Source organism: Achromobacter sp. JUb104 (genome assembly GCF_024806975.1).
Lineage (GTDB): Bacteria > Pseudomonadota > Gammaproteobacteria > Burkholderiales > Burkholderiaceae_B > Achromobacter > Achromobacter spanius.
The window spans coordinates 2,036,125-2,057,692 of the sequence record NZ_JANUEY010000001.1 but is presented as its reverse complement, the minus strand read 5'-3'; the positions used below and the strand labels follow the sequence as shown (position 1 = coordinate 2,057,692).

The window sequence follows — 21,568 nt, the reverse complement described above, 5'->3', positions numbered from 1 at the left end:
TAAGGCTTGCCGTCAAGGCACCACACCCGTCCATTCCGGCGTGGAGAACTTCTCGTCGGCCTGTTGTTGGGCGCGTGCCAGCGTGTCGCTGCCGATTTGCCCCGGAGTCAGACGATGCAGGCCGGCAAAAGTTTCCAGCATGCGGTCGATGATGACTTCGCGCGCCAGGCCGGTTTGCGTGCGCAGCGGGTCGACGCGCTTCTTGGCGCTGGTGGTGCCCTTGTCGGAAAGTTTCTCGCGGCCGATGCGCAAGACTTCGACCATTTTATCGGCGTCGATGTCGTAGGACATGGTCACGTGGTGCAGCACCGCCCCGGCGCGGCGGGCCTGCGCGGCGCCGCCGATCTTGCCGATGTCGGACGCGATATCGTTCAAGGGCTGATACCAGGCCTTGATGCCCAGCCCTTGCAGCGCCGTCAGCACCCAGGCATCCAGGAACGCATACGACTCCTGGAAGCTCATGCCGTGCACCAAGGCTTGCGGCGCGCTAAGCGAGTAGGTAATGGAGTTGCCCGGTTCAATGAACATGGCGCCGCCGCCGCTGACGCGGCGCACGACTTCAATGCCGTGGCGCTGTGCACCGTCGGGGTCGACTTCGTTTTTCAGGGATTGGAAACGGCCGATGACGACGGCGGGGGCGGCCCATTCCCAGATGCGCAACGTGGGCGGGCGCTGGCCCGCGCCGACTTCGTCGGTAATGACGGCGTCCAGCGCCATGTGCAGCGACGGGGCTTGCGGGCCTTCGTGGATCAGTTGCCAGTCGTAGTCGTTCCAGTCAGTGCGCGTCATGCAAGCGCCCTCCGCAGCACCACGGCCACGGCTTCGGCCGAAAAGCCGAACAGTTCGGCGTTAGCGGGCAGGGCGGATTGCACGGCCACGGCCAGTTCCAGCTCGCCGGCGTCGGCGGGCATGCCGTTCAAGCCTTCGTTGATGGCCTCCAACGCTTCGGGCGGCTCAAGAAAGAAGTCGCCGCTGATGCGCACGTTGGCCAGGCGGCCGTCTTGCACATCGAGATCCGCGACGACCAGTTTGCCGCCGGGGACTTTGTATTCACCATGCATGGGGGGCTCCTTGCGAAATCAATATCAAAAACTAGAGGCTGAGCTTCATGCCGTCGTGGCTGGCCTTGAAGCCCAGGCTTTCATAGAACCGGCGCGCATCGGGGCGCGCGCGGTCGGTGGTCAGTTGAACCAGGCCGCAGCCCTGGGCGCGGCATTGTTCAATGGCCCACTCGAACATGGCGCGCCCCAGGCCCTGGCCGCGCGCCGCCGAAGCAATGCGCACGCTTTCGATCTGGCCGCGCCACAGGCCCAGCCGCGACAGGCCGGGTATGAACGATAACTGCAAACAGCCGACCAGGTCTTGACCTTGCTCGACGACGGCAAGGAACTGGTTGGAATCCTGGGCGATGGCGGCGAATGCCGCCGTGTAGCGGGGGTTGAGCGGCACCGAGGTGTCTTCGCGCGCGGCGCCCAGCTCGTCGTCGGCCAACATGGCGACGATGTGGGGCAAATCTTCTTGCCGCGCGCGGCGAAAGACCAATTGGGGGGCGGACATGGTCGGGCTCCTGCTGGTCAGCGCGAGATATTCTGCGCGGTTTGGCCGAACAGGATGCGGCGCGACTCCTCGTCGCTGATGGAGGGCGTTGTGTTGACGCTATCGGCCAGCGCATAGGCGCGCTGCGTGGCGGGGCGCGCGGCAATGGCGTTGAACCAGCGCTGCAGGTGCGGGAAGTCGTTCAGGTCTTGCCCCTGCTTGGCGTGCGGCACGATCCAGGGGTAGGCGGCCATGTCCGCGATGGAGTAGTCGCCCGCGACAAATTCGCGGTCGGCCAGGCGCTTGTTCAGCACGCCGTACAGGCGGTTGGTTTCCTTCACGTAGCGGTCGACGGCGTAAGGGATGCGTTCGGGCGCGTAGCCGGAAAAATGGTGGTTCTGGCCGGCCATGGGGCCCAGGCCGCCCATCTGCCAGAAGAGCCATTGCGAGACCTCGGCACGACCGCGCACGTCGGTGGGCAGGAACTGGCCGGTCTTCTCGGCCAGGTACAAGAGGATGGCGCCGGACTCGAACAGGGGGATGGGCGCGCCGCCGTCGGTGGGCTGCGTGTCGACGATGGCGGGGATGCGATTGTTGGGCGCGATGGCCAGGAATTCAGGTTTGAATTGATCGCCGCGGCTGATGTTCACCGGGTGGATCTTGTAGGGCAGGCCGGCTTCTTCAAGGAACAGCGTGATCTTGTGGCCGTTGGGGGTGGTCCAGTAGTAGAGATCGATCATGGGGTGCGTCCTGGGAATCAAGGCGCCGCCGGCCGGGCCGGCGGGTGGAAAGCCATGATAGCGGCAGGCGTCGGGCACGGCCCCGAATAACCGGGGCCGGAAGCGGGTTTCTTTCCACTACGCAGCCCCGGCGCCGGGGCGGGGCCGCCCGGGCAGGCGCCACGTCCAGTTCAGGCTGACGCCGGCCGCAGCCAGGAAGATCATCGCCACGCCCACCACTTGCATCGGTTCCATGCGCTGCCCGTAGACCACCAGGTCCAGCATGATGGCCACGGCTGGGTAGATGAAACTGAGCGCGGCGGTGGACGTCGTCGGCAGCTTTTGAATGGCCGAGTACATCAGGATGTACATCAAGCAGGTGTGGATCAGGCCCAGCGCCACCAGATAGCCCCATTGCAAGGGGGCGGCGGGCAGCGCGTTGAAGTCCGCCATGGGCAGCAGCATGAAGGCGCCCAGCGTCACCTGTACCAGCGCCAGCACTTGCGGCGGGATGCCCTTCAAGTGCTTGACGATGACCGCCGTAACGCCATACAGCGCGGCCGCGCCCAGGCCCAGCAACAGACCCGACAGATACGCGCCGCCCGGTGCCTGCGCGTCCGTCAGGCGCAGCACCAGCAGCAGGCCAGCAAACGCCACCACCGACCAGGCCAGCTTGCCGCGCGACGGGCGCTCACCAAGAAACAGCACGCCCAGCCCGATCAGGAAAAACGGCTGTACGTTGTAGACGGCGGTAGCCAACGAGATGGACGCCAGCCGGTACGCGGAAAACAGCAGCACCCAGTTCATGACCAGCGCGGCGCCGGCCACCAGCGCCAAGGCCAGCGTCTTCCTGGTGAACAGGCCGGGCTTGAGCAGGCCGCGCGCCCAGCAATATAGAAACAGGGATAGGGCGCCGAAGACGCACCGGAAGAAGACGACGTTCCAGGCGCTTTGGCCGGACTCCAGAACGAACACGCCTAGCGTGCCGGATAAGGTCATTGCGGCGGCCATTTGCGCCAGGCCAAGGCGTTCGGATGCGGGGGACATGGGGACTCTCCGAGGGGCCACGTGTTGATCACGCTGTTGGCTACGGTTTCGATGGAGAAATTATCCCAGGCAGATCAAGCCGGCTATATGATCATCGTGTGGTGCTTTGAATGCCACGCCTTCATTTTGGTGAAATTTATGCAAAATGACCTAAAAAACGAAAGCCCTGTCCTGGATGGTATCGACCGTCGCCTGGTGCAGACCCTGTCGGCCAACGCGCGCACCACCACGGCAGACTTGGCGCGGCAGGTGGGCATGTCGGCGCCCAGCGTGGCGGACCGGCTGCGGCGGCTGGAGGAATCCGGTGTGATCCGCGCCTACACGCTGGATGTAGATCCGGAAGCGCTGGGCTATACCCTGCAAGCCATCGTGCGTATCCGGCCCTTGCCGGGGCAATTGCGCCACGTGGAAGGGCTGATCAATGACATCCCGGAATTTGTCGAATGCGACAAGGTGACGGGCGACGATTGCTTCATCGCCCGGGTGGTGCTGCGGTCGATCTCGCACCTGGATGGCATCCTGGAACGGGTAACGGAGTTCGCCGAAACCAATACCGCCATCGTCAAGGCGCATACGGTGCGCCGCCGCCTGCCGCCTTTGCGCTAGCGTTTGCGCTGCCGGCCAGCAGCGGTGCAGCGAAGGTGCAGCGTCAGACCGGCGCGGACAGTGCCTGCACCACGTCGTCTTTCAGGCCCGCCGGCGTGTCGGTGGGCCCGTAGCGCTTGATGACCTGGCCGTCGCGTCCGACCAGAAACTTGGTGAAGTTCCACTTGATGCCTTCGGTGCCGAAGACGCCGGGCTTTTCGCCCTTGAGCCAGCGATACAGCGGATGCGCGTCGGCGCCGTTGACGTCGATCTTGGCGAAAAGCGGGAAAGTGATGTCGTACTGCGTTGAGCAGAAATTGCGGATCTCGGCTTCGTCGCCCGGCTCTTGATGGCCGAACTGGTCGCACGGAAAGCCCAGCACCGTGAAGCCGTCGTCGCGCAGCGAGCGGTAGAGTTCTTCCAGGCCCGCGTACTGAGGCGTGAAGCCGCATTTGGACGCCACGTTGACCACCAGCAGCACACGGCCGCGATAGGTGTTCAGAGCTTGGTCCGCCCCCTGGATGTCGCGGGCGGAGAAATCGAAAATGGTGCTCATGCGGGCTCCTGTATCGGGCGGCTGTACGCGGGCGCGCCAGCGTGCCAATCAACCGTCGAGTGTAGCGCTACGGGTACCGACCAGCACCATGCCGTGCACCGGCTGCAAGGGGATTCGGGGCAAATATCAGACCAGTCCTAGGTCGACAGGCGCCACGCCCGGAAACACCCGCGCCAACCGCGCGCGGTCCAGGCCGTACAAGCGCTTGAACAGGCCGGCGAAGACGGCACGGTATTCATTCAGCACGGGGTAGTCGCGGTCCTGGAAGAGCGTGTCGTGCCTGACCGGCACCTGCCGCCCCGCGATGCGTCCGCCCCGTACATTTCCGCCCATCACCCAGTACACCGTGCCGTGGCCGTGGTCGGTTCCCTTGTTGCCGTTTTCGCGGAACGTGCGGCCGAACTCGCTGATGACGACCACGGTGGTCTGTTCCCAGGCCGGCCCCATGGCATCGGCATAAGCGGCCAGCGCGCGGCCAAGCTGCCCGAAGCGGCCGGCCAACGCGCCCGTGGCGGCGCCCTGGCCGACATGGGTATCCCATCCGCCCACGTCCACAAAGCCCAGGTTGTAGCGGTCGGTCATGAAGCGGGCGATGCGGCGAATTTCCTTTTCCAGCTTGTCGGTGGATACCGCGTTGCCGCTGGCCGCCTGCATTTCGGCTTCCAGCTCCTGGCGCGTGGCGCCCATGATGCGCTGGCCTTCGTCCACGGACGCATGCAGGTCCGTGTCGCGATACATGGCGGCGATGGCGCGGTTGTCGGCCGCGCTCAGGCGCGACTTCCGGTTTGCCCCGCCCAGATCAACGTTAGGTACGCGCGCCTCGCCCCTGAAAATCTGCGGCACTTCCGATGTGAAGGCCGCCGGCTGGGCGCGCGCCGTGCTCGCCGCGTCCAAGGTGGTGGCCAGGCGATTCAGGAACCCCGACCGGTAGTTGCCGTCTTGCTTGGCGCCGCGCCCCAGCTCGATACCGTTCTGGGTTTCGAAATGGCTGCGGCTCAGGTCGTTGGTGCCCGCGAAGGGCACGAAGGCCAGTTGCTTGTTGCGATAGAAGGGCAGCAGGCTGTCGGCCAACGCCGGGTGCAGGCCCCAGCCGTCCGCCAGGGGCAGGGCGGCGCCATCGCCCGAACCTGGCCGGCCGATGGCGATGCTGGGGCGCGCTTCGTAATAGAAGTCGCTGGTTGTGGGCACCAGCAGGCTGGCGGCGTCGTAAGCCCCGCGCATGAACACAATCAGCAAGCGGTTGCCCGACGCGGCGGGCGCCGCGTACAGGCGGCTGCCCCCCAGTACCAAGGGGGCGGCGGCCATCATTTGAAGTAAGCGGCGACGATCCATTGGGTCTCCTAGCGGCGCATGAACTCTGGCGAGGCCAGCAGGTAGGTGTTGGCATCCACGGGCTTCCCGGCCTGGCTGATCGCCTCGCGCGTGGCGGTGGACAAGGTCGGAAACAGCCCTGGGGTGGCATCGAGCAGCCGGGGAATCTTGGGCAGCTCCACCGGCTTGGGCGGTTCAGCCGGCGCGCTGGGGTCGACGGTCCGATAGAAGACCTGGGGCCCGCCCGCAATGCTGCGGGCAATTTCAAAGCGCTGCGTCATCTGACCGGAACCGGACCAGTCTGATTTCGACATCGGGTAGCCGTCTGGCGTCTGGCGTTGATACAAGCCTTGCCCCATCTGGCGCAGCATCGACAGCACCGGCTTCGGGTTGCGGATGGGCGGCAGGTCGGCGTAGGTCAGGCGCAGCGACGAATATACGTAGTGAACCGGGTCCTTGAATACGCCTGTCTTCAGGGACTGCTTGAACTCCTGCGACGCGAACAAGGTCTGCAACGTGGCCGCGATGTTGCCATCTTGCGCCAGGAACGTCTTGGCCATGCGATCGACCAGCGCGGGCGGCGGTGATTCGCCCACGAAGTAGGCCGCCAACTTGGCGCTGACGTGACGCGCCGTTGCCGGGTGGCGTGCCAGCAAGTCGATGGCCTGATCCACTTCCGCCAACCCGCCACCGCGAATCTTGTGCCCCAGAAAAACCTTGTCGCCGTCGTCATGGCGCGCCGGGTTGAAGAGGAACAGGCCGTCTTGCACCAGATCGCCCCGCAGCGCGGGCTTGACCTTGGGCGCCTTGTTGCTGTTGTGCACACCCAGGCCCGTCAGAATGCGCGCCAGTTCCTGGACATCGCCCTGCGTGTAGCCGCCGTTCACGCCCATGGTGTGCAGCTCCATGAGTTCGCGCGCGTAGTTCTCGTTGAGTTGGCCCGCGATATTGCGGGTGTTGTCCAGATAGACCAGCATGGCCGGAGACCGGACCGTGGCCCGCAGCATGTCGCGAAAATTGCCCAGGGCATGCGGGCGGATGGCGCGGTCTTCGTACTGCGATAGGTAGGTGCCAACGTCGCCCTTGGCGGCGAACACGTTGAAGTGGTTCATCCAGAACCACGTCATCTGTTCCTGCAATTGATTGGGCGAATACAGCGCGCGCCAAACGGCGCGCTGGGCGGTGTCGTCGGCGCGTTGCCGCGAGATGGCGCGCGCGGCGCGTTGGGCCTGCAATTTGGCGTCCGGGTCGAGCTTGCGGGCGTCTTGGCGCATGTTGCGCTGCACGGCCTGCGCGTCTTGTTCGGACTGGCGGTTGATGGACAAGGCGTCAATGCCTTGCTGCACCGGGGCAGGCAGCTTCGCCTGCGCGTCAGGGTGCAATTGAGCTTGCAGATAGCGCTGCGCGCCCATCTCTTGGAAGCGGGCAAGTTCGGCCGGGGTCGCGCCCCAGGTAATGCGGTTGACCAACGCGACGTCGTGCTCGGTGGGCTGCGCATGGGCAGCGGCAGCCAGCGGCAACCACAGCATGGGCACGACTTTCAGCAGTGCTGTTCGCAATCGCGTCATGAAGCAAACCTCTCTAGGGCGACAAAACGTCTGACACGATAATCCACCCGAACATTCCCGGACGGGGCGCGTTGAAACGCAAGGAAACCGCTTGTTGTGGCGTCGGCTTAATCCGGACGTGCGATGGGGCCATTGCCCCGACCGCGTTGCGCGCCGTCCTATCATTGCCGCTGTGCAGGCCTGCAAGCGATGGGTGCAAAGGATGGGTGCAAGCCCAGGATGCAAGCTAGGGCTGCAAGCGATAGGAGCGCAAAGATGGAAGGAATGATCGAACGCCTGGAGGCAATGCTGGCCAAGGGCACCGACAACATGTTGTTGCGGTTTTCGCTAGGCAAGGCCTATGCCGAACAGGATTGTTTTCCTGAAGCCGAAACCCACCTGCGCGCGGCGCTGGCCTTTGACCCCGCCTATTCGGTGGCATGGAAATGGCTGGGCAAGGCGTGCCTGGGGCGGGGCGACCAGGACGGCGCGCGCGCCGCCTGGAACAGCGGCATGGCGGCGGCTCAGGCGCGTGGCGACAAGCAGGTGGAAAAGGAATTGCAGGTGTTCATCCGGCGCCTGGACAAGCAGGCGGCGGGATCCTGATACGCCTGGCGGCCCGCGATCACGCAGCCGGCAAGTTGCCGAACGCCTCCAGCGCCCGCAGCCGGCTCTGGGCCAGGTCCACAATCTGCGACGGGTAACCAGCCGCCGCGCGCTCCATGGGGCTGGGGTCGTGAATGGCCTGGTCATCCAGGTGCGCAAGTTCAGGCAGCCATTCACGCAGGAACACACCACGCGGATCAAAGCGCTTCGATTGCGACAGCGGGTTGAACACCCGGAAGTACGGCACCGCGTCGGCGCCCGTGGACGCGCTCCACTGCCAGCCGCCGTTGTTGGCGGCCAGGTCGCCGTCAACCAGATGCGCCATGAACCAGGCTTCGCCCAGCCGCCAATCGATCAGCAGATTCTTCGACAGAAACATGGCCGTCACCATGCGCAGCCGGTTATGCATCCAACCCAGCGTCAGCAACTGGCGCATGGCCGCGTCCACGATCGGGATACCCGTCTTGCCTTCTTGCCAGGCGCGCAGGTCGTCGGGCGCGTCACGCCACGGCACGGCGGCGGTTTCCGGCTTCATGGGCTGGTGCATGGACAGCGACGGGTATGCGGCCAGCAGATGCTGGTAGAACTCGCGCCACAGCAGTTCATTGATCCACGTGGCCGCGCCCACCTTGCCGCTGTCCAGCTCGCCATGGTTGGCCGCCAGCGCCGCGCGCAGCGCCTGGCCGGGGGACAGCACGCCCGCCGCCAGATAGGGCGACAGGCAACTGGTGGCGGGTAGCGACGGAAAATCGCGTTCATCCTTGTAGGCGTCGATGACGCCATCGGTAAAGGCGTCCAGCCTGTCGCCGGCGGCCGCCTCGCCCGCGGGCCAGAGCGCCCGCACGGCGTCGCTGGGCGGCGCAAAGCCGTCGAAGGCGTCGGGCAAGGGGTCCGCCTGCCAGTCCGGCGGGGTCTGCGCGCGGGGGGCGGGCAGCGCGGCAATGGGCGCTGTGCGCAGGCGTTCACGGCAGGTGCGCGCATACGGGGTGTAGACGCGATAGCACTCGCCTTTGCCGGTCAGCACCGTGCCGGGCCGCAGCAGCGTCGCGCCATGATGCAGCGTCCAGTCCACGCCGATCGCGTCCAGGGCGCCTGCCACGGCCGTATCGCGGCGGCGTTCGTTGATGGCCCATTCGGTATTGGCGTGCACCTGGGTGATGTCGTGCGCCTGGCAGAAGGCCGCGATGGCGTCGGGCGCCTGGCTCCAGTCGGCCACGGTCAGTAGCTTCAGGGGAATGCCGCGCTCGCCCAGGCTGTGCGACAGTTCATGCAGGTTGCGCAGCCAGAAGTCCACCTTGGCCGGCGCGTCGCCATGCAGGCGCCATTGCTCGGGCGCGGCCAGGAACAGGGCGGTCACCGTGCCGTTTTCGGCGGCGGCGGCCAGCGCGGGGTTGTCGTGCATGCGCAGGTCGGTGCGCAGCCAGAGCAGCGTATTCATGGATGGCGGGTCCAGGGCAAAAAAAGGGCGGACAGCACGGCTGACCGTCGAGGCTGGCATTCTATATTGGCCAGTGGCCTGGAAGACGATGTAAAAACTACGAGTAGATGTGACGGCGCCGCGCGGCTGCCGCACCCGCTAGGGCCCCGATAACGGTCAAACCGTGAAACACGCTGCCCCAAGTCTTGTATTGACGCGCTCGGGTCGCCGCCTTGTAATCAGTTCAACGACTAAGAAAAGTTGAACGCTATGGGAAATCTGATGGACCTTCGCCCGTCCTTTCTACGAGGACGCACATCCGCCGGCACGACCTCCCGCGACGCCCTGCAGACATTGTGGCGTTCACTTGATTTGCCCGGCGAGTCGCTGGACCACGTGGCGCTGACTGGCGCCGATCCCGTGTTTCCGTCTTCTTTCGCGGTGGGGGCGGCCGCGCAAACCAGCATGGCGGCAGCGGCGCTGGCCGCGGCTGAACTCTGGTATCTGCGCGGCGGGACGCGTCAGCAGGTCAGCATCGACATGCTGCACGCCGCCCAGGAATGCCGCGGCCACTTCACGATCAACGGCGTCACGCCCAACATCTGGGACCCCATCAGCGGCTTGTACCGCTGTGGCGACGGGGGCTGGGTTCGCATCCATGCCAACTTTGCCCACCACCGGGACGGCGCGCTGGCGCTCTTGGGCTGCCCCACGGGCGAAGGCACCACGCGCGAAACGGTGGAAGCCGCGTTGGGCCGCTGGAAAGCGCTGGACTTTGAACAGGTGGCCGCCGATGCGGGCTTGGTCGTGTCCGCCATGCGCAGCTTTGACGAATGGGACCGGCATCCGCAGGGCCAGGCCATTGCCGCCCAGCCCTTGCTGACGGTCGAACGCATCGGCGAGGCCGACCCCCGGCCCTTGCCCAAGTACGGCCATGGCGCGCGGCCGCTGAAAGACATCCGGGTACTGGACCTGACCCGCATCATCGCCGGCCCCGTCTGTGGCCGCACGCTGGCTGCCTATGGCGCCGACGTGATGTTGGTGAATTCGCCGCAGCTGCCCAATATCGACAACATCATAGAAACCAGCCGGGGCAAGCTTTCGGTGCAGGCGGACCTGGACACCGCCGACGGCCGTATTGCGCTGGGCAATTTGCTGCGCAGCGCGCACGTATTCGTACAGGGCTACCGGCCGGGCGGCTTGGCCGCGTTGGGCTTTGGGCCGCAGGACGCCGCGCGCATCCGCCCGGGCATTGTGTATGTGTCGCTGACCGCGTATGGAAACGAGGGCCCCTGGGCCAACCGCCGCGGTTTCGATTCGCTGGTGCAAACCGCCACGGGCTTCAACCATGCCGAAGCCCAGGCAGCGGGCCAGGAAGCGCCCAAGCCCTTGCCCATGCAGATCCTGGACTATGCGTCGGGCTACCTGATGGCGTTTGGCGCGCAGGTGGCGCTGGCCCGCCAGGCGACCGAAGGCGGTAGTTGGCACGTCCGCGTGTCGCTTGCGCAAACCGCGCATTGGCTGCGTGGCCTGGGCAGGGTGGATGGCGGACTCAACGGCCGAATGCCCGGCTTTGATGGCTTGTTGGATACGGAAGCATCGGGTTTTGGCGAATTGGTGGCCGTACGCCACCCCGCGCGTTTTTCCGAAACGCCGGCCCGCTGGACACGCCCGTCGAATCCGCCTGGGTCGCATCCCACGGTTTGGCCGTTCAATTAGGCCGGGCTATCGTTTCAATGACAAGGCGCCTTTCGGGCGCCTTGTTTTTTGGATGCTTATTTTTGGCGGCCCGTTCCAGGCCGCCTATTGCTTGGCCTTCCAGTCCCGCAGCGCGCGCATGGTGTTGGCTACGTGCGATTCGGGGCTCATGTCCGTGAATTCATACAGGATCTTGCCTTCCGGCGAAATCACGTACGACACGCGCTGTGCGTATTCCGGGCGCTTGTCGTGCACGGCGTCGTAAGCCTTCATGATCTTGCCGTCGCCATCGGCCGCCACGGCGAATTTGCCACGGCATTCGCTGACCGAGAATTTGTTCAGCGTATCAATGTCGTCCGTGGATACGCCGATGACGGTGGCGCCCAGCGACTTGTATTCGTCGGTGGCTTCGGCGAAGTTGTGCGCTTCGATGGTGCAGCCTTGCGTGAACGCGGCGGGAAAGAAATACAGCACGACCGGGCCTTGCTTGAGCGCGTCGTTCAGCTTGAACGTGAAGACCTTTCCGCCCAGCGAGGCCTGCGTGCTGAAGTCTGGAGCGGGCGCGCCGACATTCAAGGCGGCCTGGGCGGACGCGGCGGCGAGCAGGCCGCAGAACATCAGGCAAGGTACAAGGCGCTTCATGGGAGTCTCCAATAATCAGTGGGGCGCGCGACGGTCGGCGGCAAGAGGCCTACTGTAGTGCTAGCGCGCCCGGGGGTCCAGTTCAGTCCCGATTCGGGCCGCCGCCCCGGCCTTCGCCGCCGCCTTGCTGGCGCTGCTGGGGTTGTTCACGTGCTTGCTGCGGGCGAGCTTGTTGTTGCGGACGCTCTTGCTGCGGACGCGCTTGCGCCTGCTGTCGTGGCTGTTCGCGCGCTTGTTGCTGACGCGCCTGCTGCTCCCGGGCTTGGTGTTCCCGTGCCTGTTGCTGGCGTGCCTGCTGTTGCTGTTCGCGGCCTTGCTGCTGGCGTTGCTCGCGCTCCTGTTGCTGGCGTGCTTGCTGCTGTCGATCTTGTTGCTGCTGCTGGCGAGCCTGCTGATCGCGCTGCTGTTGTTGGCGCGATTGCTGCGAGGCAGCCTGTTGATCGCGCTGCGGGTCACGCTGTTGATCGCGCTGCTGCGGGCCACGTGGTTGCTCACGTTGCTGTTGATCACGCTGCTGCGGACCACGCTGTTGATCCCGCTGCGGTTGATCCCGCTGCGACACGTCGCGTCCCTGCGATGGCCCCGGGCCTCGCGCCTGATCGCCGCGACTTGGGTTGTTGTTGCCGCGATCGGCATCGGGGCGCTTGTTGTCGCCACCGGGGCGTGGCCCTTGCGAGGGGCGCCCATCGTCGCGATGGTCCACGAACGCTTGTGGCGGGCGGCCCTTGTTGTGGTCGTAGAACTGCGCGCGGTTGCTGCCGGCATCGCGTACGTAGCGGCGTTGCATGTCGGTAGGCGGCGCGTGGCGGTCCTTGCGGGCAGCCACTTCGCGCGGGTCCGCCGCGCGTCGGATGCCGTTGGGGCCGCCGTGATAGCTGACACGGCGGTTATCGATGTTGTTGACGACCACGGTGTGGTTGTACACGTTGGTGACGCGGGTGACGTTCACGTTGGTCACCGAGCGGTTGTAGTAGAAGCGGTCGCGCTTCCAGTAGCCGCCCACATACCCCAGCCCCACATAGCCGAAGCCGTAGTTGATGCCGCCATAAAAGCCGACGTGGGGGCCCCAATAGCCCGCGTTCCACACATACAGGCCATTGGTGAAGCCCCAGTAGCCGGGCGTCCAGAGCGCGCCGGCGTAGGGGGCGAGCACCTAGGCGCCGGGCACCCAGAAAAAGCCGTACTGATTGCGGCTCCAGTAGCCGGGCACCCACATATAGCCATCGGCCGGCGCGGGCGGCTGCACGTAAACGGGCAGGGGCGGGGGCGGTTCGGGGCTGCGGTCCACCAAGGCCAGATTGGCGTTGGCGGGGTCGCCGCCGTCATAGGCGGGGGCGGCGGGCGCAGGGGGCGGCGCGTAGGTTTGCGCCATCGCGCCGGCGCATAGCGTCAGCAGCGCAACGGCGGCCACGGCGGGTCGAAGCAGGGAGATCCGGATAGAGGGCGTCATGGCAGCTCCTGGGACACGTCGCAACGGACGGTCAATAACGCGACGGTCAATAACGCAAGGGTCAATAACGCGACGGTCAATATCCACGGTAGTAATAATGCGGCGCGGGATACGCGGGGTAGTAGTAGTGCGGCGTGTAATAGACCGGCGCGGGGCGATAGTGGGCCGGGCGGGCGGGCACCACGACGCAACCGGTCAGCGAACTGGCCATCACCATCATCAACAGAAGGCTCTTTTTCATTTTTCATGACTCCCAACCTGCGCCAGGCGTGGCTTACGCCCTGGGTGCGCTGGTAAGGATTAGGCCATACCGGATGACGGCGGTTCGTCTTTGTAATCGATCCGAAACAGCTTTCGCGTGACCGATGTTTGCGCCTGCGTGACGGCGCATGTCGTTGGTATCAATCTTTGCCGCAAAAGCAACGGGGCCGCGTGAGCGGCCCCGTGTTGCGTAACGCCACGTCATGCGGCGTTACGGCGATGGCGCATGGCGCGCCTGGCGTCAGTTCCAGCGGCCGCCGTTGCCGGCAAGGCTGAAACGGCCGGCGCCCATGAAGGCCAGCGCCAGCGCGGTGAACAGGAACATGCCTTGCAGTTCCAGCGCCCAGCCGCCGTTATTGGACAGGCTGCCCAATTGGCCGGTGTGCGCCAGCAAAATGGCAACCACCATGTTGATGGCGATGATCAAAGCGCCCAGGCGCGTGTAGACGCCAATGATGAGCAGCACGGGCGCGATGATTTCGCCCACGTAGACGCCATAGGCCAGAAAGCCCGGCAGGCCATGCGAAGACAGCATGCCGCTGATGCCCGTTACGCCGCCGCCCATCAGTTTGGACAGGCCGTGAAGCAGAATCAGAATGCCAAGGGTCAGGCGCAGGATCAGCTTGCCGGTATCGTCGGACTTGATCATGGTGAGTTTCTCTTGTGATGGTTAATAAGGGACAAGGCTTCGTTGGAACCCACCGCGAACCATTGGTTCCAAGTCCACACCGTCTCGCGCCAAGCGTGGCGGCTGCGTCAAGCGGCGCCATTATTGCAAATGCCCAGCGAAATCATCAAGTTTTCGTCACGCTGACATCGCGATGCGGCGCGCGACGTCTGCCCAAACGTATCCGGTCAAGCCCAGGATCAGAATTCCTCAAGAAAGCGCATGCGGAAGCGCCGGCCCTTGATGTTGCTGTTGGACACCCGCGAAAACGCCTGCTTGGCAATCTGGCGGTCCAGCGCCACGTAGGCGTTGAATTCCGTGATGTTGATCTTGCCCACCTGTTCAAACGTCAGCCCGCCGTCGCCGGTCAGGGCGCCCAGCAGGTCGCCCGGGCGCAGCTTGTCTTTCTTGCCGCCCTGGATGCACAGCGTCACCATGGGGGCGCGCAAGGGGCGGTCGGCCTTGGGCTTGAGCGATTTGATGTCGCCCCACTTCAACGGCGAACCCTGGTATTGCTCAACCAGGTTTGCCCAGCGCATCTCGTCGGGCGAGCACAGGCTTAGCGCCAGGCCCTTCTGGTCGCCCCGGCCGCTGCGGCCGATGCGGTGCACGTGCACTTCGGTGTCTTTCGTGACGTCCACATTGATCACGGCGCCCAGGTTCTGGATGTCCAGGCCACGGGCGGCCACGTCGGTGGCCACCAGCACGGCGCAGCTCTGGTTGGCGAACTGGATCAGGATTTCATCGCGTTCGCGTTGTTCCAGGTCGCCGTTCAGGGCTTGCGCGCTGATGCCGTCGGCCTGCAGGCGTTCAACCAGGTCGTGGCTGCGGACCTTGGTGTTGCAGAAGGCCAGTGTGGATACCGGGCGGAAATGCGCCAGCAGGCGGGCCACGGCGTCCAGGCGGTCTTTGCCGTCGATCTCGTAGAAGATCTGCTCGATGCGGCTGGAATCGTGCTGCGCTTCCACCTTGACCTCGGCCGGGTTGCGCAGGAAGCGCGCGCTGAGCTTGCGGATGTTGTCCGGGTAGGTGGCCGAAAACAGCAGCGTCTGGCGCTTGGTGGGGCAATGCGAGGCAATGGCGACGATGTCGTCGTAGAAGCCCATGTCGACCATGCGGTCGGCCTCGTCCAGCACCAGCGTGGTCAGGCCGGTCAGGTCCAGGCTGCCGCGTTCCAGGTGGTCTTGAATGCGGCCGGGCGTACCCACGACAAGGTGCGCGCCGCGCGCCAGCGATTCGGCTTGGGGGCGGGCGGGCGCGCCGCCGCACAGGGTCAGGATCTTGACGTTGGGAATCAGGCGCGCCAGGCGGCGCAATTCCTGCGCGACCTGGTCAGCCAGTTCGCGCGTGGGGCAAACCAGCAGGGCTTGCGGCGTCAGCGTGGTGGTGTCCAGCTTTTGCAGCACGCCCAGGCCGAACGCCGCGGTCTTGCCGCTGCCGGTCTTGGCTTGCGCGATGATGTCGCGGCCTTCCAGGATCAGCGGCAGGCTTTGCGCCTGGATGGGCGTCATTTGCTCGAACCCCAGGCTTTGCAGGTTGTCGAGCAGGGTGGGCAAGAGGGGCAGGGTGGAAAAGGGCGTGTTGGTCACAATATGGCGGATTGCAAAATCCGCTAAAAAACAAAGTCGACCGACAGTGTAAAGCCTGCCATGGCCAGGCCCTAGCCTTCTGATTCGTAGGTGCCGGCAAGCGCCTGGGCGGCCGCTTGCATGCGCGGCAGCCAGGCGCGCGCGCCGTCGATCGACAGCCGCGCCACCGGGGCGTGCAGCGCCACGGCGGCAATCACGCGCGACCCCCGCAAAATGGGCACCGCCATGCAGACTATGCCCAGCAAAAATTCTTCGCGGTCGAAGCTGGCGCCTTCCTTGCGGATGGCGCGCAGCTCTTGTTCCAGCGCGTCCACGTCGCACAGCGTGTTGGGCGTATAGCGCGGCAGGGGGGCTGCGGCCAGCAGCCGCGCGCGCGCTTCGCGCCGCATGTGGGCCAGAAACAGCTTGCCGCTGGCCGAACAGTGCAGGGGCACGCGCGACCCCGTTTGCAGGTTCACGCGCAGCGGCCAGGCGGTTTCAACGCGGTCCAGGTAGATGACTTCGTCCCCGTCGACCATGGTGCAGTTACAGGTTTCACCGATCTCGTCCACCAGGCTGTCCAGGATGCGATGGCGTTCGCCGCGCAACGGGGAATTCAGCAAGGTGTTGCGCGCCAGGGCGCTTAGGCGTGGGCCGCTGACATAGCTTTTGCCGGCGGGCTCGCGCAGCAGCATGCCGGCGTCGACCAGGCGCGTGAGGATGCGCAGCACCGACGGTTTGGGCAGGCCCGTGGCCTCGGTCAGCGCCGCCAGCGATACCGGCGTGTCCGATTGGGCCACCTGTTCCAGCAGGGTCAGCGCGCGCAAGGCGGCGGAGGATTCGTCTTTCATCTTTCAATATTTGAAGATTCGGCGGCGGTGGGGGCAGCGTTGCACGGATTTTGCAGAAAATGGAACGCGGCGGTATGGGAAACGCGGGATTTCTCCGGCAGTATCGAATCACCCCGGCCACGATGCAAGCACGAAGCGAGCCTCACGCAAGCTTTCCGCAAACGTCCCACGGCGCCGGCCTGCCAGGAGAGAGACCATGAGCAGCAAGCAACACATGACCCCCAGTGAAGCGTTCGTTGAGACGCTGGTCGCGCAGGGCGTCAAAGACGTATTCGGCATTGTCGGTTCAGCCTTCATGGACGCGCTGGACTTGTTCCCCGCCGCGGGCATCCGCTTTGTGCCCACCGTGCACGAACAAGGCGCCGCCCACATGGCCGACGGCTATTCGCGGGTGACCGGCCGCCACGGCGTCTGCATTGCGCAGAACGGACCGGGCATCACCAATTTCGTGACCGGGGTGGCCGCCGCCTACTGGGCGCACAGCCCCGTCGTGGCGATCACGCCCGAAACCGGCACGGCCGGCATGGGCCTGGGCGGCTTTCAGGAAACCGAGCAACTGCCCATTTTTTCGCGCATCACCAAGTACCAGGCGCACGTGAACCGCCCGGACCGCATGGCGGAATTCACAGCCAAGGCCTTTGACAACGCGCTGGCCGAACGCGGCCCGACGCAACTGAACATTCCGCGCGATTATTTCTACGGCGAAATCGACGTGGCCATCCCCGAGCCGCGCCGCATCCGGCGCGGGCCGGGTTCGGAAGAAGACCTGGAAGCGGCCGCGCGCCTGTTGGCCGAGGCCAAGTTCCCGGTCATCGTGGCCGGTGGCGGCGTGTTGTTCTCGGAGGGCCAGGCCGAATGCGTGGCGCTGGCCGAATTGTTGGGCGCGCCGGTCGTCACCAGCTATCTGCACAACGACGCCTTTCCCGCCAGCCATCCGCTGTGGTGCGGGCCGTTGGGCTACCAGGGCGCCAAGGCCGGCATGAAACTGCTGTCGCAGGCCGACGTGGTGCTGGCCTTGGGCACGCGCCTGGGGCCCTTCGGCACCTTGCCCCAGCATGGGCTGGACTACTGGCCCCAAGGCGCGCGCATCATCCAGGTGGATGCCGACCACCGCATGCTGGGGCTGGTGCGCCCGGTGTCGGTGGGCATCTGCGGCGACGCCAAGCCGGCCGCCGCCGCCCTGACCGCCAAGCTCCAATCGCGCGAGGTCGCGTGCGTGCGCACCAAGGCCGCGCGCGGCGACGACATTGCGTCCCAAAAGGCGGCCTGGGAAGCAGAGCTTGACGGCTGGTCGCACGAACGCGACGACTGGAGCCTGGACATCATCGAGCAAGGCGGCGGCCGCATGCACCCCCGGCGCATGCTGCGCGAGCTTGAACGCGCCATGCCCAAGCATGTGATGGTGTCCACCGACATCGGCAACATCTGCTCGGTGTCCAACAGCTACCTGCGCTTTGACGAACCGAACTCCATGCTGGCCGCCATGAGCTTTGGCAATTGCGGCTACGCGCTGCCGGCGTTGATCGGCGCCAAGCTGGGCCGACCCGACCGGCCGGCCGTGGCCTATGTGGGCGACGGCGCCTGGTGCATGAGCTTCCAGGAACTGCTGACCTGCGTGCGCGAGAAAATTCCCGTCACCGCCGTCGTCTTTCACAACGGCCAATGGGGCGCTGAAAAGAAAAACCAGGTGGACTTCTACGGCCGCCGCTTCGTGGGCAGCAACCTGCTGAACCCGAACTTCTCTGAACTGGCGCGCGCCATGGGGGCCGAGGGCATCCGGGTCGAGCACGCGGACCAGGTGGGCGCAGCGTTGCAGGCCGCGTGCCAGGCGCAATCCGAAGGCAAGACCACCGTGCTGGAAATGATGGTCAGCCAGGAACTGGGCGATCCCTTCCGGCGCGACGCCCTGAAGCAGCCGGTGCGCTTCCTGGACAAGTACAAGCCTTACGTGAACCAGCCGTTCCAGGCGGGCGAGGTGCCCTTGCCGATTGATCCCGCACGGCGCTGACCGCAGGCGGTGTCCGCGCCCGGCGCCTTCGCGCCGGGCGTTCGTTTCCTGGCTCTGGGAGCACGGTGTATATGGCTAGCGATCGATTGTTCGCGCCGCTGCGCGATGCCGCGCTGTCTGCGGGGCGCCTGCGCACGGCGGTGGCGTATCCCTTGTCCCCATCCAGCCTTGAGGCCGCGGTCCAGGCGCAACGGGCCGGCCACATCGAGCCGGTGCTGGTGGGGCCGGCGCGCAAGCTGCTGGAGCGCTTGGCGCAAGCAGGCTTGCGGCCGGGGGATTTTGACATCGTCGATACGCCCGACGATGAACGGCTGGCCGCGCAGACGGCGGCCGGGCTGGCGCGCGACGGCGCGGTGCAGATGCTGATGAAGGGCAGCCTGCATAGCGATAATTTCATGGCGGCCGTGGTGTCGCGTGAATCTGGCCTGCGCACGAATCGGCGCATCAGCCACGCCTTCGTGATGGCCGTGGAGGCCTACGCCAAGCTCTTCATCCTGACGGACGCGGCGGTCAATATCGCGCCCACGCTCATGGAAAAGGCCGACATTGCACAGAACGCCATCGACCTGGCGCAGTCGCTGGGCATCGGGCGGCCCAAGGTGGCGGTGCTGTGCGCCACCGAATCGGTCAACCCGGCCATGCCGGCCACGCTGGACGCGGCGGCCTTGTCCAAGATGGCCGACCGCCAGCAGATCCGGGGCGGCGATATCGACGGCCCGCTGGCGTTCGACAACGCCATCTCGCGCGATGCGGCGCGGGAAAAGGGCATTGAGTCGCGGGTGGCGGGCGACGCCGACATTCTGCTGGCGCCGGATATCGAGGCGGGCAACATGCTCTACAAGGAACTTACCTGGCTGGCGGGCGCGGGCACCGCCGGCCTGGTGCTGGGCACGCGCGTGCCGGTGCTGCTGACCAGCCGCTCGGATTCCGTGCAGGCGCGCGTCAACAGTTGCGCCATTGCCGTGCTGCATGCGCGCGCGATGCTGGCGGCACGCGCTGCTTGATGCAGGCTCGGCATCTTCAGCATCTTCAGCAACTTCAGCATCCTCAGCAACTTCAGCAACTTCAGCAACTTCAGCAACTTCGCCTTTTCAAGCCACCAGCCACCGCCGCCTTGCCGCGCGCGCGGTTCTGGTGCAACCGATTCCCCGCGTCTGGTTCTAGACCCTGCCACCCCCGCCACGTACCTTGAGTCCAGACGCCCGCGCGCGCTTCGCGCCGGCCTTTCAAGTAGAGGGGTAGGCAATGCAAAACACCGTCACCGCCGACATGCTGGCCGAATTCGCGGCCGCCTGGAACCGCCACGATATCGATGCCTTGATGGGCTTCATGAGCGACGACTGCGTGTTCGAAACCGTGGGCGGCCCCGACGCCTGCGGCAGCCGGCACACGGGCGCCGACGCGGTGCGCGCGGCTTTCGCGGCGGCCTGGAAGAACTTCCCGGACGCGCAATGGAACAATGGCCGGCATTGGGTCGCAGGCGATCGCGGCGTGTCGGAATGCACGTTCACCGGCACCGCCGCCGACGGCTCGCGGGTAGAGGCGGACATGGTCGACATCTTCACGTTCCAGGACGGCAAGATCCGCGTGAAGAATGCGTTCCGCAAGCAGCGCCCGGCCTTGCCCGCGCGCGCGTGAGACGCGCATGGATACCCAAATGCCCTTCGAACCTTCACGCCCGACGCCGGAAGCCGCCGCGCGCGCCGCTGTCCCGGACGGCGCCCATGACGCGGGTCACCACGCCACCTACAACCCCACCTACGACCCGCTGGTGTCGCCACCCGGGCAGGGGCAGGACTACGCGCCCACCTACTGGGTCGCCACGGCAGGCGCGCCGCCCGAAGACGATGGCCCCATTCAGGGCGACGTCGATGCCGATGTGGTGATCGTGGGCTCGGGCTTTACCGGTCTGTCGGCGGCGCTGACCCTGGCGCGTGACTTCGGCGTGCGCGCGCTGGTGCTGGAAGCCAACCGCGCCGTGTGGGGCTGCACCAGCCGCAACGGCGGCCAAGGGCAAAATGCGTCAGGACGCTTGTACCGGTCGCAATGGATCAGCCGTTGGGGGCTAGATACCGCCAAGCGCCTGGACGCCGAAATCCGCGAAGGCTTCGAGTATTGGAAAAGCCTGGTCGCGCAGGTGGACTGCGACGCGCAGCCGGGCGGGCACCTGTACACGGCCCATCGCCAGAAGAAAATGGCGTTCCTGGCCAACGAAGCGCGGGTGATGCGCGAGGTGTTCGGCTACGACGCCAAGATGCTTACCCAGGCCGAGCTGCGCGAGCGCTACGTCCACGACCACGAGGCGGTCGGCGCCATGCACGAGCCCGACGGCGTGGGCGTGCATCCCTTGAAACTGGCGTACGGCTATTTGCGTCAGGCACGTGCCTTGGGCGTGCGGGTGCATCCGTCCAGCCCTGTCCTGGGCTGGCGCAGGGACAAGGGCGCCATCCTGCTGCGCACCCCGGCCGGCGTGGTGCGCGCCCGCCGCGTGGCCTTCGCCACGGGTGGCTACACCGCGCAGGGCGTGAACCCGCTGCTGGACAACCGCATCATGCCGGTGCTGTCCAACTCCATGGTCACGCGCGTGCTGACGGACGCCGAACGCGCCGCCGCCGGCCTGAAAAGCACGGTCTTCATCACCGACACTCGCACACTGCGCTTCTACTACCGCCTGCTGCCCGACGGCCGCATGCAGATCGGCAGCCGCAGCGCCCTGCACGGCGCCGACGCGCAACACCCGCGCCATCTGGCGCTGCTGCGCGAAGGCCTGGCCCGGAAATTCCCGTCGCTACGTGACGTCGAAGTGGCGTATTCGTGGTGGGGCTGGGTAGACGTCAGCCACGACATGATGCCGCGCGTCACCCAACCCGACCCCGCCCAACCGGTGTATTACGCCTTCGGCTACGGCGGCAACGGCGTGGCGTTCTCCGCGCAGGCCGGCAAGCGACTGGCCCAGCGGATGATGGGCAAGGACGGCGCCCCGTGGAACCTGCCCATCTACGACTCCCCGCTACCCGGCCATCTGTTCGCCCCGTTCAGACGGCTGGGGCAGGGCTTGCTGTACCGCTGGTATCACCTGCGGGATGAGCATTTGTAGGG

Annotated in this window: 23 protein-coding genes; 7 read left to right on the top strand and 16 right to left on the bottom strand. The window is 65.8% G+C overall.

What is annotated here, in order from left to right; all coding sequences use genetic code 11:
* Positions 1 to 12: 12 nt before the first annotated feature.
* The 5 genes from M2361_RS09265 to M2361_RS09245 form a co-directional block, all read right to left on the bottom strand.
* Positions 13 to 789: a biotin/lipoate A/B protein ligase family protein gene (locus M2361_RS09265; RefSeq protein ID WP_100855514.1), complete on the bottom strand. Its 777-nt coding sequence runs from the start codon at positions 787 to 789 to the stop codon at positions 13 to 15.
* The gene (locus M2361_RS09260) at positions 786 to 1,061 is read right to left on the bottom strand and encodes a lipoate protein ligase C-terminal domain-containing protein (RefSeq protein WP_259248262.1); all 276 of its coding nucleotides are present in this window, start codon (positions 1,059 to 1,061) and stop codon (positions 786 to 788) included. Before M2361_RS09260 ends, M2361_RS09265 begins: the two co-directional genes overlap by 4 nt.
* A 31-nt stretch (positions 1,062 to 1,092) precedes the next feature.
* Positions 1,093 to 1,557, bottom strand: coding sequence for a GNAT family N-acetyltransferase (locus M2361_RS09255; RefSeq protein ID WP_259248260.1), 465 nt, complete (start codon positions 1,555 to 1,557; stop codon positions 1,093 to 1,095).
* Positions 1,558 to 1,574: 17 nt separating this feature from the next.
* Entirely contained in the window at positions 1,575 to 2,276 is a 702-nt protein-coding gene (locus M2361_RS09250) for a glutathione binding-like protein (protein WP_259248256.1), read from the bottom strand.
* Positions 2,277 to 2,393: 117 nt separating this feature from the next.
* Positions 2,394 to 3,302, bottom strand: a complete 909-nt coding sequence (locus M2361_RS09245; protein WP_259248255.1) for a DMT family transporter — start codon at positions 3,300 to 3,302, stop codon at positions 2,394 to 2,396.
* A 138-nt stretch (positions 3,303 to 3,440) separates the two neighbouring features.
* On the opposite strand from M2361_RS09245, the gene M2361_RS09240 reads away from it, so the two are divergent.
* Entirely contained in the window at positions 3,441 to 3,908 is a 468-nt protein-coding gene (locus tag M2361_RS09240; RefSeq protein ID WP_100857713.1) for an Lrp/AsnC family transcriptional regulator, read from the top strand.
* Between the two features lie 43 nt (positions 3,909 to 3,951).
* Here M2361_RS09240 and M2361_RS09235 read toward each other — a convergent pair whose 3' ends face one another.
* From M2361_RS09235 to M2361_RS09225, 3 genes are all read right to left on the bottom strand, one after another.
* Positions 3,952 to 4,443 carry a glutathione peroxidase gene (locus M2361_RS09235; protein WP_259248252.1) on the bottom strand — a complete coding sequence of 164 codons (492 nt, stop codon included), beginning with the start codon at positions 4,441 to 4,443 and terminating at the stop codon, positions 3,952 to 3,954.
* A gap of 126 nt (positions 4,444 to 4,569) precedes the next feature.
* Complete coding sequence (locus tag M2361_RS09230) at positions 4,570 to 5,775, bottom strand: DUF1501 domain-containing protein (protein WP_259248250.1); 1,206 nt, start codon at positions 5,773 to 5,775, stop codon at positions 4,570 to 4,572.
* 8 nt (positions 5,776 to 5,783) lie between these two features.
* Entirely contained in the window at positions 5,784 to 7,322 is a 1,539-nt protein-coding gene (locus M2361_RS09225) for a DUF1800 domain-containing protein (RefSeq protein ID WP_259248248.1), read from the bottom strand.
* A 255-nt stretch (positions 7,323 to 7,577) separates the two neighbouring features.
* Between M2361_RS09225 and M2361_RS09220 the strand changes: the two genes are divergently transcribed.
* Complete coding sequence (locus tag M2361_RS09220) at positions 7,578 to 7,907, top strand: hypothetical protein (protein WP_259248246.1); 330 nt, start codon at positions 7,578 to 7,580, stop codon at positions 7,905 to 7,907.
* A 19-nt stretch (positions 7,908 to 7,926) separates the two neighbouring features.
* Here the strand turns inward: M2361_RS09220 and phrB are convergent, their stop codons facing one another.
* Positions 7,927 to 9,345 (bottom strand): deoxyribodipyrimidine photo-lyase, encoded by a 1,419-nt coding sequence (phrB, locus tag M2361_RS09215; RefSeq protein ID WP_259248244.1) that lies wholly within the window; start codon positions 9,343 to 9,345, stop codon positions 7,927 to 7,929.
* Between the two features lie 249 nt (positions 9,346 to 9,594).
* Between phrB and M2361_RS09210 the strand changes: the two genes are divergently transcribed.
* Positions 9,595 to 11,043 (top strand): CoA transferase, encoded by a 1,449-nt coding sequence (locus tag M2361_RS09210; protein WP_259248242.1) that lies wholly within the window; start codon positions 9,595 to 9,597, stop codon positions 11,041 to 11,043.
* Positions 11,044 to 11,127: 84 nt separating this feature from the next.
* Here the strand turns inward: M2361_RS09210 and M2361_RS09205 are convergent, their stop codons facing one another.
* The 7 genes from M2361_RS09205 to M2361_RS09175 form a co-directional block, all read right to left on the bottom strand.
* Positions 11,128 to 11,664, bottom strand: coding sequence for a peroxiredoxin (locus M2361_RS09205; RefSeq protein ID WP_230694382.1), 537 nt, complete (start codon positions 11,662 to 11,664; stop codon positions 11,128 to 11,130).
* 82 nt (positions 11,665 to 11,746) lie between these two features.
* A complete protein-coding gene (locus M2361_RS09200) occupies positions 11,747 to 12,817 on the bottom strand; it encodes an adenylate cyclase (protein ID WP_259248238.1) in 1,071 nt (356 codons plus the stop codon).
* Complete coding sequence (locus M2361_RS09195; RefSeq protein ID WP_259248232.1) at positions 12,818 to 13,114, bottom strand: hypothetical protein; 297 nt, start codon at positions 13,112 to 13,114, stop codon at positions 12,818 to 12,820.
* A 76-nt stretch (positions 13,115 to 13,190) separates the two neighbouring features.
* Positions 13,191 to 13,355, bottom strand: coding sequence for a hypothetical protein (locus M2361_RS09190; protein ID WP_164741246.1), 165 nt, complete (start codon positions 13,353 to 13,355; stop codon positions 13,191 to 13,193).
* A gap of 261 nt (positions 13,356 to 13,616) precedes the next feature.
* Complete coding sequence (locus M2361_RS09185; RefSeq protein ID WP_259248226.1) at positions 13,617 to 14,024, bottom strand: DoxX family protein; 408 nt, start codon at positions 14,022 to 14,024, stop codon at positions 13,617 to 13,619.
* Positions 14,025 to 14,242: 218 nt separating this feature from the next.
* Entirely contained in the window at positions 14,243 to 15,631 is a 1,389-nt protein-coding gene (dbpA, locus tag M2361_RS09180; RefSeq protein ID WP_259248224.1) for an ATP-dependent RNA helicase DbpA, read from the bottom strand.
* Positions 15,632 to 15,702: 71 nt separating this feature from the next.
* A complete protein-coding gene (locus M2361_RS09175; RefSeq protein ID WP_259248222.1) occupies positions 15,703 to 16,461 on the bottom strand; it encodes an IclR family transcriptional regulator in 759 nt (252 codons plus the stop codon).
* A gap of 196 nt (positions 16,462 to 16,657) precedes the next feature.
* On the opposite strand from M2361_RS09175, the gene xsc reads away from it, so the two are divergent.
* The 4 genes from xsc (at position 16,658) to M2361_RS09155 (ending at position 21,566) form a co-directional block, all read left to right on the top strand.
* Positions 16,658 to 18,469: a sulfoacetaldehyde acetyltransferase gene (xsc, locus tag M2361_RS09170; RefSeq protein ID WP_259248220.1), complete on the top strand. Its 1,812-nt coding sequence runs from the start codon at positions 16,658 to 16,660 to the stop codon at positions 18,467 to 18,469.
* Positions 18,470 to 18,540: 71 nt separating this feature from the next.
* Positions 18,541 to 19,473, top strand: coding sequence for a bifunctional enoyl-CoA hydratase/phosphate acetyltransferase (locus M2361_RS09165; protein WP_259248219.1), 933 nt, complete (start codon positions 18,541 to 18,543; stop codon positions 19,471 to 19,473).
* A 241-nt stretch (positions 19,474 to 19,714) separates the two neighbouring features.
* Positions 19,715 to 20,107: a nuclear transport factor 2 family protein gene (locus M2361_RS09160; RefSeq protein WP_259248218.1), complete on the top strand. Its 393-nt coding sequence runs from the start codon at positions 19,715 to 19,717 to the stop codon at positions 20,105 to 20,107.
* Between the two features lie 7 nt (positions 20,108 to 20,114).
* Positions 20,115 to 21,566, top strand: a complete 1,452-nt coding sequence (locus M2361_RS09155; protein ID WP_259248216.1) for an FAD-binding oxidoreductase — start codon at positions 20,115 to 20,117, stop codon at positions 21,564 to 21,566.
* Positions 21,567 to 21,568 lie beyond the last annotated feature (2 nt).

Excerpts from the sequence above, each read along its gene's own strand:
- M2361_RS09225 (WP_259248248.1), bottom strand. The coding sequence starts at position 7,322 with ATGACGCGATTGCGAACAGCACTGCTGAAAGTCGTGCCCATGCTGTGG.
- M2361_RS09210 (WP_259248242.1), top strand. The coding sequence starts at position 9,595 with ATGGGAAATCTGATGGACCTTCGCCCGTCCTTTCTACGAGGACGCACA.
- xsc (WP_259248220.1), top strand. The coding sequence starts at position 16,658 with ATGAGCAGCAAGCAACACATGACCCCCAGTGAAGCGTTCGTTGAGACG.
- M2361_RS09165 (WP_259248219.1), top strand. The coding sequence starts at position 18,541 with ATGGCTAGCGATCGATTGTTCGCGCCGCTGCGCGATGCCGCGCTGTCT.
- M2361_RS09190 (WP_164741246.1), bottom strand. The coding sequence starts at position 13,355 with ATGAAAAAGAGCCTTCTGTTGATGATGGTGATGGCCAGTTCGCTGACC.
- M2361_RS09250 (WP_259248256.1), bottom strand. The coding sequence starts at position 2,276 with ATGATCGATCTCTACTACTGGACCACCCCCAACGGCCACAAGATCACG.
- M2361_RS09195 (WP_259248232.1), bottom strand. The coding sequence starts at position 13,114 with ATGACGCCCTCTATCCGGATCTCCCTGCTTCGACCCGCCGTGGCCGCC.
- M2361_RS09175 (WP_259248222.1), bottom strand. The coding sequence starts at position 16,461 with ATGAAAGACGAATCCTCCGCCGCCTTGCGCGCGCTGACCCTGCTGGAA.
- M2361_RS09220 (WP_259248246.1), top strand. The coding sequence starts at position 7,578 with ATGGAAGGAATGATCGAACGCCTGGAGGCAATGCTGGCCAAGGGCACC.
- M2361_RS09235 (WP_259248252.1), bottom strand. The coding sequence starts at position 4,443 with ATGAGCACCATTTTCGATTTCTCCGCCCGCGACATCCAGGGGGCGGAC.
- M2361_RS09160 (WP_259248218.1), top strand. The coding sequence starts at position 19,715 with ATGCAAAACACCGTCACCGCCGACATGCTGGCCGAATTCGCGGCCGCC.
- phrB (WP_259248244.1), bottom strand. The coding sequence starts at position 9,345 with ATGAATACGCTGCTCTGGCTGCGCACCGACCTGCGCATGCACGACAAC.
- M2361_RS09230 (WP_259248250.1), bottom strand. The coding sequence starts at position 5,775 with ATGGATCGTCGCCGCTTACTTCAAATGATGGCCGCCGCCCCCTTGGTA.
- M2361_RS09255 (WP_259248260.1), bottom strand. The coding sequence starts at position 1,557 with ATGTCCGCCCCCCAATTGGTCTTTCGCCGCGCGCGGCAAGAAGATTTG.
- M2361_RS09185 (WP_259248226.1), bottom strand. The coding sequence starts at position 14,024 with ATGATCAAGTCCGACGATACCGGCAAGCTGATCCTGCGCCTGACCCTT.
- M2361_RS09265 (WP_100855514.1), bottom strand. The coding sequence starts at position 789 with ATGACGCGCACTGACTGGAACGACTACGACTGGCAACTGATCCACGAA.
- M2361_RS09260 (WP_259248262.1), bottom strand. The coding sequence starts at position 1,061 with ATGCATGGTGAATACAAAGTCCCCGGCGGCAAACTGGTCGTCGCGGAT.
- M2361_RS09205 (WP_230694382.1), bottom strand. The coding sequence starts at position 11,664 with ATGAAGCGCCTTGTACCTTGCCTGATGTTCTGCGGCCTGCTCGCCGCC.
- M2361_RS09245 (WP_259248255.1), bottom strand. The coding sequence starts at position 3,302 with ATGTCCCCCGCATCCGAACGCCTTGGCCTGGCGCAAATGGCCGCCGCA.
- M2361_RS09240 (WP_100857713.1), top strand. The coding sequence starts at position 3,441 with ATGCAAAATGACCTAAAAAACGAAAGCCCTGTCCTGGATGGTATCGAC.
- M2361_RS09155 (WP_259248216.1), top strand. The coding sequence starts at position 20,115 with ATGGATACCCAAATGCCCTTCGAACCTTCACGCCCGACGCCGGAAGCC.